The 13,637-nt window shown below is 67.9% G+C and carries 17 protein-coding genes; 9 read left to right on the top strand and 8 right to left on the bottom strand.

Translation table 11 applies throughout. The annotated features are described in order from the left end of the window. Positions 1–129: 129 nt before the first annotated feature. Positions 130–663 (bottom strand): hypothetical protein, encoded by a 534-nt coding sequence (locus tag HEQ22_RS11460; RefSeq protein ID WP_432768028.1) that lies wholly within the window; start codon positions 661–663, stop codon positions 130–132. Next, positions 660–1,247 (bottom strand): hypothetical protein, encoded by a 588-nt coding sequence (locus tag HEQ22_RS11455; RefSeq protein WP_432768027.1) that lies wholly within the window; start codon positions 1,245–1,247, stop codon positions 660–662. The genes HEQ22_RS11460 and HEQ22_RS11455 overlap by 4 nt, the downstream gene beginning before the upstream one ends. A 122-nt stretch (positions 1,248–1,369) precedes the next feature. Here HEQ22_RS11455 and HEQ22_RS11450 point away from each other — a divergent pair, with 122 nt between their 5' ends. After that, a complete protein-coding gene (locus HEQ22_RS11450; protein WP_432768026.1) occupies positions 1,370–1,813 on the top strand; it encodes a hypothetical protein in 444 nt (147 codons plus the stop codon). Positions 1,814–1,884: 71 nt separating this feature from the next. Here the strand turns inward: HEQ22_RS11450 and cobT are convergent, their stop codons facing one another. Further along, on the bottom strand, positions 1,885–3,708 hold the full coding sequence (gene cobT / locus HEQ22_RS11445; protein WP_432768025.1) for a cobaltochelatase subunit CobT: 1,824 nt from the start codon (positions 3,706–3,708) through the stop codon (positions 1,885–1,887). 231 nt (positions 3,709–3,939) lie between these two features. On the opposite strand from cobT, the gene HEQ22_RS11440 reads away from it, so the two are divergent. Together HEQ22_RS11440 and HEQ22_RS11435 are read left to right on the top strand one after the other, a co-directional pair. Continuing rightward, complete coding sequence (locus HEQ22_RS11440) at positions 3,940–5,136, top strand: MFS transporter (protein ID WP_432768024.1); 1,197 nt, start codon at positions 3,940–3,942, stop codon at positions 5,134–5,136. Beyond that, the gene (locus tag HEQ22_RS11435; RefSeq protein ID WP_432768023.1) at positions 5,133–5,264 is read left to right on the top strand and encodes a hypothetical protein; all 132 of its coding nucleotides are present in this window, start codon (positions 5,133–5,135) and stop codon (positions 5,262–5,264) included. Before HEQ22_RS11440 ends, HEQ22_RS11435 begins: the two co-directional genes overlap by 4 nt. A gap of 10 nt (positions 5,265–5,274) precedes the next feature. Here the strand turns inward: HEQ22_RS11435 and HEQ22_RS11430 are convergent, their stop codons facing one another. The 4 genes from HEQ22_RS11430 to HEQ22_RS11415 all read right to left on the bottom strand — a co-directional run bounded on the left by HEQ22_RS11430 (position 5,275) and on the right by HEQ22_RS11415 (position 8,540). Beyond that, on the bottom strand, positions 5,275–6,468 hold the full coding sequence (locus tag HEQ22_RS11430) for an alpha/beta hydrolase (RefSeq protein ID WP_432768022.1): 1,194 nt from the start codon (positions 6,466–6,468) through the stop codon (positions 5,275–5,277). Then, positions 6,465–7,454, bottom strand: a complete 990-nt coding sequence (gene cobS, locus HEQ22_RS11425) for a cobaltochelatase subunit CobS (RefSeq protein ID WP_432768021.1) — start codon at positions 7,452–7,454, stop codon at positions 6,465–6,467. The genes HEQ22_RS11430 and cobS overlap by 4 nt, the downstream gene beginning before the upstream one ends. 93 nt (positions 7,455–7,547) lie before the next feature. Next, a complete protein-coding gene (locus HEQ22_RS11420; protein ID WP_432768020.1) occupies positions 7,548–7,997 on the bottom strand; it encodes an ester cyclase in 450 nt (149 codons plus the stop codon). A 12-nt stretch (positions 7,998–8,009) separates the two neighbouring features. Continuing rightward, entirely contained in the window at positions 8,010–8,540 is a 531-nt protein-coding gene (locus HEQ22_RS11415) for a J domain-containing protein (protein ID WP_432768019.1), read from the bottom strand. Positions 8,541–8,816: 276 nt separating this feature from the next. Between HEQ22_RS11415 and HEQ22_RS11410 the strand changes: the two genes are divergently transcribed. The 5 genes from HEQ22_RS11410 to HEQ22_RS11390 all read left to right on the top strand — a co-directional run bounded on the left by HEQ22_RS11410 (position 8,817) and on the right by HEQ22_RS11390 (position 11,616). After that, positions 8,817–8,981, top strand: coding sequence for a hypothetical protein (locus HEQ22_RS11410; RefSeq protein WP_432768018.1), 165 nt, complete (start codon positions 8,817–8,819; stop codon positions 8,979–8,981). A gap of 101 nt (positions 8,982–9,082) precedes the next feature. Then, the gene (locus HEQ22_RS11405; protein WP_432768017.1) at positions 9,083–9,358 is read left to right on the top strand and encodes a BolA family protein; all 276 of its coding nucleotides are present in this window, start codon (positions 9,083–9,085) and stop codon (positions 9,356–9,358) included. Between the two features lie 11 nt (positions 9,359–9,369). After that, positions 9,370–9,729: a DUF2200 domain-containing protein gene (locus HEQ22_RS11400; protein WP_432768016.1), complete on the top strand. Its 360-nt coding sequence runs from the start codon at positions 9,370–9,372 to the stop codon at positions 9,727–9,729. Next, entirely contained in the window at positions 9,726–10,613 is an 888-nt protein-coding gene (locus tag HEQ22_RS11395; protein ID WP_432768015.1) for a pirin family protein, read from the top strand. Before HEQ22_RS11400 ends, HEQ22_RS11395 begins: the two co-directional genes overlap by 4 nt. Before the next feature lie 76 nt (positions 10,614–10,689). Beyond that, positions 10,690–11,616 carry an alpha/beta fold hydrolase gene (locus tag HEQ22_RS11390; RefSeq protein ID WP_432768014.1) on the top strand — a complete coding sequence of 309 codons (927 nt, stop codon included), beginning with the start codon at positions 10,690–10,692 and terminating at the stop codon, positions 11,614–11,616. A 9-nt stretch (positions 11,617–11,625) separates the two neighbouring features. On the opposite strand, the gene HEQ22_RS11385 is transcribed toward HEQ22_RS11390, so the two are convergent. Further along, positions 11,626–12,075 (bottom strand): hypothetical protein, encoded by a 450-nt coding sequence (locus HEQ22_RS11385; protein ID WP_432768013.1) that lies wholly within the window; start codon positions 12,073–12,075, stop codon positions 11,626–11,628. 6 nt (positions 12,076–12,081) lie between these two features. On the opposite strand from HEQ22_RS11385, the gene HEQ22_RS11380 reads away from it, so the two are divergent. Then, complete coding sequence (locus tag HEQ22_RS11380; protein WP_432768012.1) at positions 12,082–13,239, top strand: serine hydrolase domain-containing protein; 1,158 nt, start codon at positions 12,082–12,084, stop codon at positions 13,237–13,239. Positions 13,240–13,637 lie beyond the last annotated feature (398 nt).

Genomic DNA, 13,637 nt, shown 5'->3' with positions numbered 1-13,637 from the left:
GCCGGCGACCCTCAGCATGGTATCGGTGCAGCGGCGCTCGTCGTCAGGCCGCGAGTCCCTGCTGCATCGCGACGCGGTTGTAACGAGGGGGGAAGGGGTTGTCACCCTGTGGGTCGGTGCGCGAACTGGTTAGCGCCGGTCGAGCCACAGATCGCGGTCGAGCCGTCCAGCGACCGCGGCGCCGGCCGGGATTTCGGCGCTGCGCCCGGTCTTGACGAAGGGCAAGACGAGGAAGGCGGCGGCGGTCGCCGCGGCGTCGCCGGCATCGGCCTTGCCGCGCGCGCCGATCGTGCCGCTGACGCGGACCGTGCCCCCCGGCAGCTCGGCGTACAGCAGCTGCACCTCGAGCTTGCCCAGTTTGCCGAAGGCGCCGCGCGTCTCGGCGCTCGACACCTGGCCGACGACGACGGTGCCGGGGGCGATGGCGGTCACCCCGTTCACGATCAGCGGCGCCGCGACGGTGAGGTGGAGGAGGTCGCCCTTGACGTTGGTCTTGCTGGACAGGGCGTTAGTGGTAACGAGTTCGATGACGGTTCCCGCGGGCACAAGAATGCGCCCGTCCGCCGCGTCGGCGACGGGCGATGCGGCGGGGCTCTGCTGGGCGCCGACCGGCACCGCCAGCGTCATGGCGAGGCAGACCAGCCCGGTGCGGCGCCAGGTCACGGGACCGCCGGCGCCGGCAGGGCGATTTCGACATCCTGTTCGACGAAGCCGGTCATCAGCTCGCCCGCCTTGATCTTGGCGTTGTTGCCCTTGGCGAACAGGCCGAGCGGGCCGAGCGCCAATATGCCGAGCGCGGTCTCGCCGCCGCCGCCGGCGCCCTTGGCGCTGTTGGTGCCGCTCACCGGAATATGTACGTCGCCGCGTTCGACATAGAGCAGCCGGGCTTCGAGCGCGCCGGCCTTGCCGACGTTGCCGCTCTTCTTCGCCGACAGCACTTCGCCCCACCCCGTCGCGCCGACCGGGATGATCACCACCCCGTCGACGGTCACCGGCTTGTCGACGCGCAGTTTGAAGCGGTGCCCGGCGAGGTGCGTCTTCGTCGTGACTTCGGAAACGACCATGAAATGGACCGGCGTGTCGCGGCGCAGCACCAGCGGCGCGACGGCGATTTCGGTCGGCGGCACGGCGGCCTGGCCGGTGGCCGGCTCGACCGCGGCGACGATCGGCACCGGCGCGTCGGCGGGCGCGGCCTGCGTTGCCGCCGCCAGCCAGATCGCCGCCGCCGCGGCTTGAATCGATATCATGCTATCCCCCTGCAACCCCTGGCGCTTTAGGCCATGATCGAGGCGATTTGCCAAGCCAGAATCCGGCTTGACGTCGGCGCGGCGGGCGACGAACTAATGCGGACCACTTGGGGGAGCAGAAAATGAAACGAATCAAGTTACTGGCGGCGGTCGCCGTTGCCGCGATCACCGTCTCGACGCCCGCTGCGGCGAAGAAAAAAGATGTGACCTACGCCATGGTCAACGAGGAAATGGGCGTGCCCGTTTTCCCGCACGACATCACCGACAAACCGTACAAGATCGTCGGGGTGGTCACCGCCGGGGTCCGCAAGGCGACGATTTTCAGCAAGGAGCCGTCGCAGAAGAAGATCTATTCGGAAATCTGGGAACGCGGCGAAAAGCTGGGCGCCGACGCGGTGATCGGTGCGAAATACGGCGACAGCCAGATCACCGCGCTGAGCTGGGGCAGCACCAAGGCCGGCGGCGTCGCGATCAAGTTCCTGACTGCCGAGGAAATCGCCGCAGGCACCAAGGGCGATACGCTCGAAGGGTTCGACCCCGCCGCATGGACCGGCAAGAAAATGTAACCATCCGGTATCGGAGAAATAGCGGGGGGAGCGGCACCTGCCGCTCCCTTTTTCGTTGGGACCGCCGCCGCTCAGTCGATATCGAACAGCCCCGCCAGCTGCTCGACCATCGTGCCGCCCAGCTGCTCGGCATCCATGATCGTCACCGCGCGGCTGTAATATCGCGTCACGTCGTGGCCGATGCCGATCGCGCACAGCTCGACCGGCGAGCGGGTTTCGATCCAGTCGATCACCTGGCGCAGATGCTGGTCCAGATAGGCGCCGTGGTTGACCGACAGCGTGCTGTCGTCGACCGGCGCGCCGTCGCTGATCACCATCAAAATCTTGCGTTCCTCGGGGCGGCCGATGATGCGGGCGTGCGCCCAAGTCAGCGCTTCGCCGTCGATATTTTCCTTCAGCAACCCCTCGCGCATCATCAGCCCCAGCGACTTGCGCGCGCGGCGATAGGGTTCGTCGGCGGGCTTGTAGATGATGTGGCGCAGGTCGTTGAGGCGGCCGGGGTGCGCCGGGCGACCGGCGGCGAGCCAGTCCTCGCGGCTCTGCCCGCCCTTCCACGTCCGCGTCGTGAACCCCAGGATTTCGGTCTTGACGCCGCAGCGCTCGAGCGTGCGCGCGAGGATGTCAGCGCTGATCGCCGCGATGCTGATCGGCCGCCCGCGCATCGACCCCGAATTGTCGATCAGCAGCGTGACGACGGTATCGCGAAAATCGGTATCGCGCTCGATCTTGTACGACAGCGACTGGCCGGGCGAGACGATGACGCGCGCCAGCCGCGCCGCATCCAGCTGGCCCTCCTCCTGGTCGAAGTCCCACGCGCGGTTCTGCTGCGCCATCAACCGGCGCTGCAGGCGGTTGGCGAGCTTGGTCACCGCCCCCTGCAGATGCGTCATCTGCTGGTCGAGATAGGCGCGCAGGCGGGTCAGTTCGTCGGCGTCGCACAGCTCGGTCGCGGCGATGATCTCGTCATGCTTGTCGGTAAAGCGCAGATAGTTGAAGTCGGGGATGTCGCTCGGCAGGCGGTTGGGGCGCACCGGCAGCATGCCTTCGTCGCCTTCGCCGCCCATTTCGGGCTCGCCATCGGCCTCCATCTCCTGCGCGTCGGGATCGCTGTCGCCGTCGTCGGCCTGGTCGCCCGCGGTCTCGGCGCGCGCGTCGACCTGGCTCTCGCCGGCGCCGCCGTCTTCGCTGTCCTGTTCCTCCTGGCTCTCCTCGGCCTCCGACTGGTCCTCGTCGCCGCCGTCCTCGGCGCCTTCCTCCAGCGGCTCGTCGCCGTGGATCAGGTCGAGGTGGCGCAGCGCCAGCTTCGCGGTCTCGGCAAAGCCGGCCTGGTCGTCGAGCAGCATCGACAGCGCGGTGATGTCGGCGCCCGCGTCCTGCGCAATCCACTCGCGGACCAGCGACAGCCCGGTTTCGGTGCCCTGCGGCGCGCGGTCGCCGGTCAGCGCCTCGCGCAGCAGCAGTTCGAGCGCGCTCGACACCGGCACCTCGTCGCGGCTTTGCGCGCGGCTGATCGGGTCGCTGCGCATCCGCATCGCCAGCGCCGCCGACAGATTGCCGCGCATTCCTTCCATATGGCGCGCGCCGAGCGCCTCGACCCGCGCCCGCTCCATCGCGTCGAACGCCGCGGCGGCCAGCGGTTCGGCGGGGCGTGCGGCGGCGTGCAGTTTCTCGCTGTGATGCTTCATCCGCAGCGCATAGGAATCGGCGAAGCCGCGCGCCTCGGCGACCTGCTCGGCGGGCAGGGTGCGCGACGGCGTCGGCACCTTGATCGCCTTGCCGATCTGCGCCGGCGCGTCGGCGGTAAAGCCGACCTCGACCTCGGCATCGCGCGTCACCGCACGCGCGACGCTCGACAGCGCGGCCTTGAAATCGTCGAGGGGGGAGGATGCGGTCATTTCGAGTCGGCTCTAACCAGCTTTTGGGGCGGAAGGAAGAGGATGCGGCGCTTCACTTTTCCATCGTCACCCCGGACGTGATCCGGGGTCCGTTCGGCCGGCGGAGTCATGGACCCCGGATCAAGTCCGGGGTGACGAAAGTGCGAGTAGGCAAAGCGATAGCTAAGCTCGCTTGACGCCGTGCGGGGTAGGGCGCATCCGGCCTCGATGCGCTCTCCCGCCATCTCCCCCATGAAACGCCCATGGATTGTCATCGCCTGCGCGGCGTTCATCGTCACGCTGGCGATGGGGGTGCGCCAGTCGTTCGGGCTGTTTCTGCCGCAGATGAGCGTCGATATCGGGATCAGCCGGTCGGACTTCGGCCTCGCGATGGCGCTCCAGAACCTGCTGTTCGGCCTCGTCCAGCCGTTCGTCGGCGCGCTCGCGGACAAGCATGGCGCCGGGCGCGTCGTGCTCGCCGGGGCGCTGCTCTATGCGCTCGGGCTGATCGGCGCGGCGTTCGCGACCGATGCGATCGGGCTGCATATCAGTTTCGGCATCTTCATCGGCATGGCGCAGTCGGCGACGACCTTCGTAGTCGTGCTCGGCGCGGTCGGCCGCGTCGTCAGCCCCGAAAAGCGCAGCAGCGCGTTCGGCATCGTCACCGCGGGCGGCTCGCTCGGCCAGTTCCTTGTCGTGCCGCTGGCGTCGATGCTGCTGCGGGATATCGGCTATCATGAGACGCTGTGGATCATGGCGGGACTCGTCGCGCTGTGCGGCCTGCTCGCGATCGGCGTCGCCGGGCGGACCGACGGCGGGCCGGGCCTGACCGCCGAGGTCGAGCAAAGCGCGCGCGCGGCGCTGCGCGAAGCCGCCGTGCATCGCGGCTTCTGGCTGCTCAACGCCGGCTTCCTCGTCTGCGGCTTCCACATCGCCTTCATCGCGACCCACCTGCCGGCCTATCTCGACGACAAGGGGCTGGGGATCGACATCGGGGCGCAGGTGCTGGCGCTGGTCGGGCTGTTCAACATCCTCGGCTCCTACATCTTCGGCCGCGCCGGCGATGCGCTGCGCCAGAAGCATGTCCTGTCGGCGCTTTACGCCGCGCGCTCGGCGGTCATCGCGCTGTTCCTGTTCGTGCCGCTCACCCATGCCGGCGCGCTGGTGTTCGCGGGCGCGATGGGCTTTTTGTGGCTCGGCACGGTGCCGCTGACCAGCGGCATAGTCGGCCGCATCTTCGGCATCCGCTACCTCTCGATGCTCTATGGCATCGTGTTCCTCAGCCATCAGGTCGGCAGCTTTTTCGGCGCGTGGATGGCGGGGCTGATCTTCGACGCCACCGGCAGCTACAATATCGCCTGGGGCATTTCGATCGCGCTCGGGCTGTTTGCGGCGCTGGTCCATCTGCCGATCGCCGACGCCCCGGTCAGACGGCTGCAACCGGCATGAAGCCGGCGCGGCAGGATGCGATCGCGCTCGCGCTGTTCGCGCTCGTCGCGGTCGGCGGGCTGTGGTTGTGGACCGGCGAAGGTCCGGCGGTCTGGCTCAGCGATTTTGCGGTGATGTGCGGATTTTAGGCTCAGGACCCTACGGCGCTTTCACCGCCGCGAGCCGGTTGCAGATGCCATTGTCGTCGGGCTTGGGATCGGCGGGGTCGGGGACCAGGCGAAAGACATGCGCGAGGTGGGTCGCCAGCCGCGCCGGCCGCGCCCTCTTGTCGGCGACCACATCGATGAAATCATTGCACGCCACCGCGCTGCGCAGGAAATTGCTGTGCCCGGTGGCGCCGCGCGACACGTCGGTGGTGTCGATCACCGTCAGTCCGGGAACCGCCGACGCATAGCAGCGGACGGGCAGCCCCTTCGCCTTCAGGTCGCCCGCCTCGAACGGGTCGAAGCAGAAGGGCGAACCAAGCCGCGGATAACCGTGCAGCGCGCGCGACGCGGCGAGCGCCTTGTCGGCGTGCGAGACATACACCGCCATGCGCCGGTTGTTGGCGACGCGCCGCGGCGACAGCACCTCTTCCTCGATGTCGCGTTCGAAGGTCTGGCGGTCGATGTCGGGCGAGGCGAGGATGACGTTGGAAATATTGCTGCTGTCGGCGTTGCTCGAGGTGCGATCGACGAAGGCGATCGCCGGAATGACCAGCCGCGCGCCCAGCGAATGCGACACGACGACGATTTCCTTGACCCACGGCCGCTCGGCGAGGGTTTTCAGGAAGTCGCGGAAATTGCGCACGTCGTGGTACATGTTGGTTTCGTCGACCGCGTAGCTCAGCACCTCGCCCTGCGACGGCCAGCTATATTCGATCACCGGCCCGTCGAAACCGGTCATCCGCGCGATCTGCGCCGCGTCCTTCGACGTCGTTTCGAACGTTTCGCGATAGCCATGGACATAGAGCAGGACGCGGCCTTGACGCCGGTCGGTTTCGGCCTGCAACGCCCGCCACCAGTCGCCCGAATCCTGAAACGCCATCGGAGTGCGCAGCTTTTTCTTGCCCGCCACTTCGACTTCGCGCGGCGCGGTAAAACGGCCATAGCGGATTTTCTCGCCGCGGTGGCGCATCAGCGTGACATCGTCGGTGCGGCAATCGGGCAGCCGGGTGGTGGCAAAGAACAGCGGCAGCGCCTCGCCGTCGATCACGGCGCCCGGCTGCGCGGTGCAGCGCGGCGCGGCGACATAGTCGGCATGGCGGACCGGACCGTAATCCACCGCGGCAATCCCGCATCCCGACAGCATCGACGCGATGGCGGCCACCGCGATGCCGGGGGCCAGCTTCACTTGCCGACCACCCCTTCGGGCAGGTCTTCGCCGAACACGCGCTGATAATATTCGGCGACGATCATCCGTTCGGCCTCGTCGCACTTGTTCAGGAACGACAGGCGGAAGGCGAAGCCGAGGCTGTTGAAGATCGCGGTATTCTGGGCCCAGCTGATCACCGTGCGCGGTGACATTACGGTCGAAATGTCGCCGTTGATGAAGCCTTGGCGCGTCAGGTCCGCGACCTTGACCATGTTCGCCACCGTGGTGTCGTCGGTGTCGGGCACCTTGGCGAGGACGATCGCGGCTTCGGTCGCGGCGGGCAGATAGTTCAGCGTGACGACGATGTTCCAGCGGTCCATCTGGCCCTGGTTGATCTGCTGCGTGCCATGATACAGCCCGCTGGTATCGCCCAGCCCGACCGTGTTCGCGGTCGAGAACAGGCGGAAATAGGGGTTCGGCCGGATGACACGGTTCTGGTCGAGCAGGGTCAGCTTGCCCTCGGTCTCCAGCACGCGCTGGATCACGAACATGACGTCGGGGCGCCCGGCGTCATATTCGTCGAACACCAGCGCGGTCGGGGTCTGCAACGCCCAGGGGAGCAGCCCTTCGCGAAACTCGGTGACCTGCTGGCCGTCGCGCAGCACGATCGCGTCGCGGCCAACCAGGTCGATGCGGCTGATATGCGCGTCGAGATTGACGCGGATGCACGGCCATTTGAGGCGCGCGGCGACCTGTTCGATATGCGTCGACTTGCCGGTGCCGTGATAGCCCTGCACCATCACGCGGCGGTTGTATTTGAAGCCCGCGAGGATCGCGAGCGTGGTGTCGCCGTCGAAGACATAGGTCGGGTCGATATCGGGGACGCGCGCGTCGGCCTCGCTGAACGCCGGCACCTTCATGTCGACATCGACGCCGAACATCTCGCGCGCGTCGATCTCGGTGTCGGGCGCCGCCAGCAGCGTCGAGCCGTGATGATCGGGGAGGCTGTTCGGGATATCGGTCATGGCAAGGGTCCAGCAAGGCAAATTGGGGAGAGTCGCCGCATGGCGGCGCATCGCCGTCGCGGTATCGCCATGGGTTGCAGCTTGCAACGCCTTTCAGAGCAGGCCGAGCGCCTTCATCACCGCCGACTGGTCGTAGTAAGGGCGTTCGCAGACGATCTTGTCGCGGCCCGGCGCGAACTCGAAGGATGCCGCCATGCGGATACGGAACGCCTTGCCGGTCGGCTCGATCGTCCGCATCCCCAGCTTCAGCGGGCCGAGGTGGGTGCCGGTCAGCCAGAATTCGACCAGCACGGTGTCGGTCGCGGCATCGGCGGCGATCGATATGACCTCGTTCGCCTGGTCGGGAAAGGGTTCGCGCGACGCGGCGAAATAGGATCGCACCGCCGTCTCGCCATCGAAAACGGTGCCGGGGCCGAGCAGTTCATAGCGCGGGTGGTCGAAGGTCGCGATGACGCCGTCCCAGTCGTGCGTGATTTCCAGCGCCATGTGGCGGCGAACGACCTCGATCCGGGCCCTATCGAGTTCAGCGTCCAATTCGCTCATCGTGCCGCTCCCTTATGCAAAAGCCTTGGTCTTGCGCAGCAACTGATAGGCGGCGACGACTTCGCCGAGCCGCGACTCGTAGCTGCGGTCGCCGCCGTTGCGGTCGGGATGATAGCGGCGAACGAGCTCGCTGTAACGCCGCCGCAGCGTCGCGCGGTCGGCGTCGGCGGCCAGGCCGAGCAATTGCATCGCGCCATGCTCCTCGCGCGACAGCCCGGGATTGGCGGCTTCGCGCCGCGCTTCGTCCATGCGCTGGCGAAAGCGGGCGCCGAGCGCGTCGATCGGATCCTTGAAATCGGCCCAGCGCGGCGGCAGGTCGGCGCTGCCGGCGGCGCGAAAGGTGCGGCTTTCAGTCTCCCACCCCGCCATCGGCGACTGCGCCGCCATGATCTGGTCGGCGGTCATGCCTTCGAAGAAATTATAGCCGGCGTTGAATTCGCGGACATGGTCGAGGCACAGCCAGCGATATTGCGGCGGGCCGTCGGGCGAGCGCGTCCACGCCATCGGGGCGCGAAATTCGCCGGCCTCGCGGCAGCCGGGCACGGCGCAGGGCTCTTCGCGAGCGACGCGGCCATGGAAACGGGAGGGGCGGGAGGGAGAGGGCAAAATGGCTCGGCGCGAAGATTGGGACAGGCTCCCTCATGTGGCGATGCCCGGCGCCGGGTCAACCCCGAAGCCGGCGCGGCGCTGCTGTGATCGCGGTCATTTGCCCCGCGGGGCGAATCGCCCTAGCCTGATCGGGCAACGCAATGCGCGGCGGGGTCGCTCCTGCGAAGGGCCGGACATATCCGGGCTTCGCCAGCACGAAGGAGACGATGAATGACCGACAAGAAAACGGCCGTCGAAATCGACGACACCAAGCTGGAAGGCGTCCACGGCGGCGGCAAGCTGATCGGCGACGACATCGGGCTGCCGCGCAAGACCGGCGCGCCGATTTCGCCGATCGCGCCCAAGCCGATGGAAAGCGAAACCGAGGACGAATGACGATGGCGGGGCGGCCTGCGCCGCCCCGTCATGCCGGTGCGGCGCGCCAATATGCCGCGACCCCATTTCCATCGGGCGGCCGACAGGTTAGGATTGCGGACATGACCACAGGCCCCGTCCAGACCGAAATGGAAACGCTGCTGCGCGCCGCCTTTCCCGACGCCGATTTCACCGTCAGCAACGACAGCGCCAGCCATCACGGTCACGCCGGAGACGACGGATCGGGCGAGTCGCATTTCAGCCTCAACATCGAATGGGCGGGCTTTGCCGGCATGAACCGCGTGATGCGCCAGCGCGCGGTGAACAAGGCGCTCGGCGACCTGCCCGGTCAGCGCGTCCACGCGCTGGCGATCCGAGCGACGGCGCCGGACGAATAGGGCGATCGACCATGGCCGAACACCGCATCTACTCCACCAGCTTCGCCAGCGTTTATCCGCATTATGTGACGAAGGCAGAGCGCAAGGGCCGGACGAAGGCCGAGGTCGACGAGATACTCTGCTGGCTGACCGGCTATGACCAGAGACAGCTGGACGCGCAGATCGCAGCGAAGACCGATTTCAAGAGCTTCTTCGCCGAAGCCCCCGCGATGAACGTCGCGCGCGACCAGATCAAGGGCGTCGTCTGCGGCATCCGCGTCGAGGAGATCGCCGAGCCGCTGATGCGCGAAATCCGCTACCTCGACAAATTGATCGACGAGCTGGCGAAGGGCAAGGCGATGGCGAAAATCTTGCGGGAGACTGCGGCATGACGATGGATATCATCACCCCCTCGACCCACGACCTCGGCGCGTTCGAGGTGCGGCGGACCTTGCCGAACAAGTCGCGCACGATGGTCGGCCCGTTCATCTTCGTCGACCAGTTCGGCCCGGCGCATTTCGACATCGGCGCCGGCATGGACGTCCGCCCGCACCCGCACATCAACCTCGCCACGGTCACCTATTTGTTCGAGGGTGCGATCGATCATCGCGACAGCCTCGGCACCCTCGCAACGATCCGCCCCGGCGCGTGCAACCTGATGACCGCGGGCAGCGGCATCGTCCACTCGGAGCGCACCCCCGCCGCCGAGCGCGCGACCGGATCGGGCATTTCGGGGATGCAGACCTGGCTCGCGCTGCCCGACGGCAAGGAAGAGATCGACCCGGCGTTCGAGCATGTCGCGAAGGACGAACTGCCGCTGATCGAGGATAACGGCGTGTCGGCGCGCATCATCATGGGGCAATTGTGGGGCGCGACCTCGCCGATCACCCAGCATGCCGCGACGATCTACGCCGACATCGTGATGAACGCCGGCGCGTCGATCCCGATCGAGGCCGAGGCCGACGAGCGCGCGGTGCTGGTGGCGCTCGGCGACGCGAGCCTCGACGGCGAAGCGCTCGAGCGGCACAGCCTCTATATCCTGAAGCCGGGGCAGGCGATGACGCTGCGCGCGGCCAGCGACGCGCGGGTGATGCTGCTCGGCGGCGAGGCGTTCAAAACCCCGCGCCATGTGTGGTGGAATTTCGTCAGCTCGTCGCGCGACCGCATCAACGACGCCAAGCACGACTGGAAGGACGGCAAATTCCCGCTGGTGCCCGGCGACAGCGACGAGTTCATCCCGATCCCCGAGGTGCCCAAGACGGTCAGTTATCCCTGACCGCGACAGACCCACTTGCCAGCCGCGCCGCGCAACGCCAGATTGGTTTCGAATAGAAACCAAAGGAGCGGCGCCGATGCCGGGCGATTTCGAACAGCAGCGCCTGGCGCTTTCCACCGGGGTCGAACTCGACGTCGTCGATCTGGGGCCGAAGGACGCCCCGGCGCTGATCTTCCTCCACGGCTTTCCCGAATCGCACCGCACCTGGCGCCACCAGCTGCCGCATTTCGCCGGGCGTTTTCGCTGCATCGCTCCCGACCAGCGCGGTTATCGGGGCTCGTCGAAGCCGCAGGACGTCGCCGCCTACACCCCCGACAAGCTGATCGCCGATATCTTCGCGATGGCCGATGCGCTGGGGGTCGAGCGCTTCACCATCGTCGGCCACGACTGGGGCGGCGCGATTGCGTGGGGGGTCGCGCTCGGCGGCCAGCCGGGCGGGCTGCATCCGGCGTGGGCGGGGCGCGTCGCCCGCGCGGTGATAGCCAACGCGCCGCACCCCGGGATCTTTCAGCGCCTGCTCGCGACCAATGCCGAACAGCGCGCCGCGAGCCAGTATATCCGCACCTTCCGCGACCCGGCGAGCGACGCGATCATTGCGGAGCATGGCATCGCCGGCATCCTCGCGCACGCCTTTGCCGGCCGCGTGCCGAGCGGCGGGATGGCCGAGCCCGACGAGATCGCCCGGTTCCTGAAGGATTGGGAGGACCGCGACACGTGCCGCGCGATGATCGACTGGTATCGCGCCTCGCCGCTGGTCGTGCCGGCGATGGACGAACCCTATGCCGATCCGCCCGCGGCGCCCTTCCCGAAACTGACGATCCCGACGCTGGTGGTGTGGGCGCTCGACGACGTCGCGTTGCCGCCGTGCAATCTCGACGGCCTGGGTGCGCTGGTGCCCGATGCGACGATCGTCAAAGTGCCGGGATGCGGCCATTTCGTGCCGTGGGAGGCGCCGGACGCGGTCAATGCCGCGATCGACGCCTTCCTCGATCGCACCGCCTAGGTCGGGGGGTCAGTTAGCGGGGTTGAGCAGGCAGCCGCTCGCGCCTGCGTAACGCGCGCTGCGCGAGGCAAGCAACGGGACGCCGCCGGACACCGTTTTGGTCGCGGGATCCTCGGCCAGCGAAATCATCTCCATCCCCGGCTCGAAATCGCTCTGGCAACTGTCCAGGCTGCGCCCCTGGACATAGCGGCACGAACAGCCGACGCGCGCGGCATAGGCCGATCCGAGTTCGGCCTGCGCCTTGAACGACGGGAATTTCCAGATCGCGAATCCGGCAAGCAGCACTGCGATCAGCAGCGCCCACGGCAGGCAGCCGCCCCAGCGGCTCGGCCGCCGTTTGCGGCGCAACCGGTCGGGGATTTCGGGCGTCGGCGGCGGCGCGGCTGGGGGCGGCGCGACGGGCGGTGCGGGCGGCACCGGGTCGGGCGTTGCCGTGGCGGGTGGGTTGGTGTTAGTCACCACGCCATGATCACGAAAAAAGCCATGCTGGCAAGTGCCGCGCTGCTCCTCCTCGCGGGATGGTCGCTGTCGCACGCGGCGGCGCCGGGCGCCATCGCCCCCGCCGCGCCGGGGCCGCAGTTCGGCGCCGCGCCCGATCCCGCGATGCAGGTCGACACGCTGCCGCTGCTCCCCGCGCTCCCGCCCGCGGTCAAGGCGCGCGCCGATGCGCTGTTCGCCGACGCCGAGGCGGTCGGGCAGACGCGCGCGCTGTACGTGCTGCGCGACGGCAAGCCGATCTACGAACGCTATGCCGCGGGCTTCGGGCCGGACAGCAAGCTGATCAGCTGGTCGATGGCGAAAAGCATCACCGCGGTGCTCACCGGTTTCCTCGTCGCCGACGGGCAATTGTCGCTCGACGGCGCGGCGCCGGTTGCCGCATGGCAGCGCAGCGGCGACCCGCGCGGCGCGATCACGCTCAAGAACCTGCTCCACATGTCGGCGGGGCTGGAGCATGTCGAAAACGGCGATCCGGTGTGGGACGGCGACACTGTGGCGATGCTGTTCGGCGGCGGCGCCGGCGACATGGCGGGATTTGCCGAGGCGAAGCCCGCGGCGGCGCGGCCGGGCGAGGTCTTCAACTACAGCTCGGCGACCAGCGTCATCCTCGCCGACATATTGGCCGACACGCTGACCCCGTCGCAAAACCCCGACGCGCGGCGCGAGGCGATGCGCGACTTCATCGCCGGGCGCCTCGCCGAACCGCTCGGCATGACCAGCCTGACCCCCGAATTCGACGCCAGCGGCACGATGATCGGCGGATCGATCATGCACGCGACGGCACGCGACTATGCCAAATTCGGCGAGTTCCTGCGCAACGACGGCGTCGTCGATGGCCAGCGGCTGCTGCCCGCCACATGGATGGACTTCATGCTGGCGCCCTCGGCGACCGACGGCGGCTATGGCGGCCATATCTGGCTCAACCGCCGCCGCCCGCCGGGCTCCAACGCCGCGCTCTGGCCCGACCGCGGCCCCAACGACCTGTTCGCCTGCATCGGCCACCAGGGCCAATATATCATCGTCTCGCCATCGCAGCGGGTGACGATCGTGCGGCTGGGCGTGACGAAGGACGACCAGTTCCCCGAATTGCGCCGGCACCTGGCGGATTTGACCGCGGCGCTTTGAACCCGGACGTTGCGGCGTCGGCCCGAACGGTTGCGGCGGCAGCGCTCCTCCCCGGCACGGGGAGGGGGACCATGCGAAGCATGGTGGAGGGGCACGCGGTGTCGAACGCTTGCGTATGCCCTCCCGCACCCCTCCACCACCCTACGGAGGATAATCGGCCCCGTCCGCTTCCCGCCAATCCGGACAATTGCTCACGGCAACCCGGCAGGGAGGACCGGAAAGTGCCGATTGCGACGCGTTGCGCACGTCAAGGCTATAAGGTTTCGCGCAGAGTCCGCAGAGAGCGCAGAGAAGACGAAAAGGAATCACGCGGAGACTCGGAGACGCGGAGTTGCGGCCGTAGCGGATGGATTTAGCGTCGAATGGTCAGGCAATCCCAGCTCTGCATGGTGAGCGGC

It is taken from the genome of Sphingopyxis sp., from assembly GCF_050916055.1.
Taxonomy (GTDB): Bacteria; Pseudomonadota; Alphaproteobacteria; order Sphingomonadales; family Sphingomonadaceae; genus Sphingopyxis.
The sequence above is the reverse complement of the archived record's forward strand: the minus strand, read 5'-3'. Positions and strand labels throughout refer to the sequence as shown.

Excerpts from the sequence above, each read along its gene's own strand:
- HEQ22_RS11410 (WP_432768018.1), top strand. The coding sequence starts at position 8,817 with ATGACCGACAAGAAAACGGCCGTCGAAATCGACGACACCAAGCTGGAA.
- HEQ22_RS11390 (WP_432768014.1), top strand. The coding sequence starts at position 10,690 with ATGCCGGGCGATTTCGAACAGCAGCGCCTGGCGCTTTCCACCGGGGTC.
- HEQ22_RS11405 (WP_432768017.1), top strand. The coding sequence starts at position 9,083 with ATGACCACAGGCCCCGTCCAGACCGAAATGGAAACGCTGCTGCGCGCC.
- HEQ22_RS11435 (WP_432768023.1), top strand. The coding sequence starts at position 5,133 with ATGAAGCCGGCGCGGCAGGATGCGATCGCGCTCGCGCTGTTCGCGCTC.
- HEQ22_RS11420 (WP_432768020.1), bottom strand. The coding sequence starts at position 7,997 with ATGAGCGAATTGGACGCTGAACTCGATAGGGCCCGGATCGAGGTCGTT.
- HEQ22_RS11395 (WP_432768015.1), top strand. The coding sequence starts at position 9,726 with ATGACGATGGATATCATCACCCCCTCGACCCACGACCTCGGCGCGTTC.
- HEQ22_RS11400 (WP_432768016.1), top strand. The coding sequence starts at position 9,370 with ATGGCCGAACACCGCATCTACTCCACCAGCTTCGCCAGCGTTTATCCG.
- HEQ22_RS11450 (WP_432768026.1), top strand. The coding sequence starts at position 1,370 with ATGAAACGAATCAAGTTACTGGCGGCGGTCGCCGTTGCCGCGATCACC.
- HEQ22_RS11455 (WP_432768027.1), bottom strand. The coding sequence starts at position 1,247 with ATGATATCGATTCAAGCCGCGGCGGCGGCGATCTGGCTGGCGGCGGCA.
- cobT (WP_432768025.1), bottom strand. The coding sequence starts at position 3,708 with ATGACCGCATCCTCCCCCCTCGACGATTTCAAGGCCGCGCTGTCGAGC.
- cobS (WP_432768021.1), bottom strand. The coding sequence starts at position 7,454 with ATGACCGATATCCCGAACAGCCTCCCCGATCATCACGGCTCGACGCTG.
- HEQ22_RS11380 (WP_432768012.1), top strand. The coding sequence starts at position 12,082 with ATGATCACGAAAAAAGCCATGCTGGCAAGTGCCGCGCTGCTCCTCCTC.
- HEQ22_RS11440 (WP_432768024.1), top strand. The coding sequence starts at position 3,940 with ATGAAACGCCCATGGATTGTCATCGCCTGCGCGGCGTTCATCGTCACG.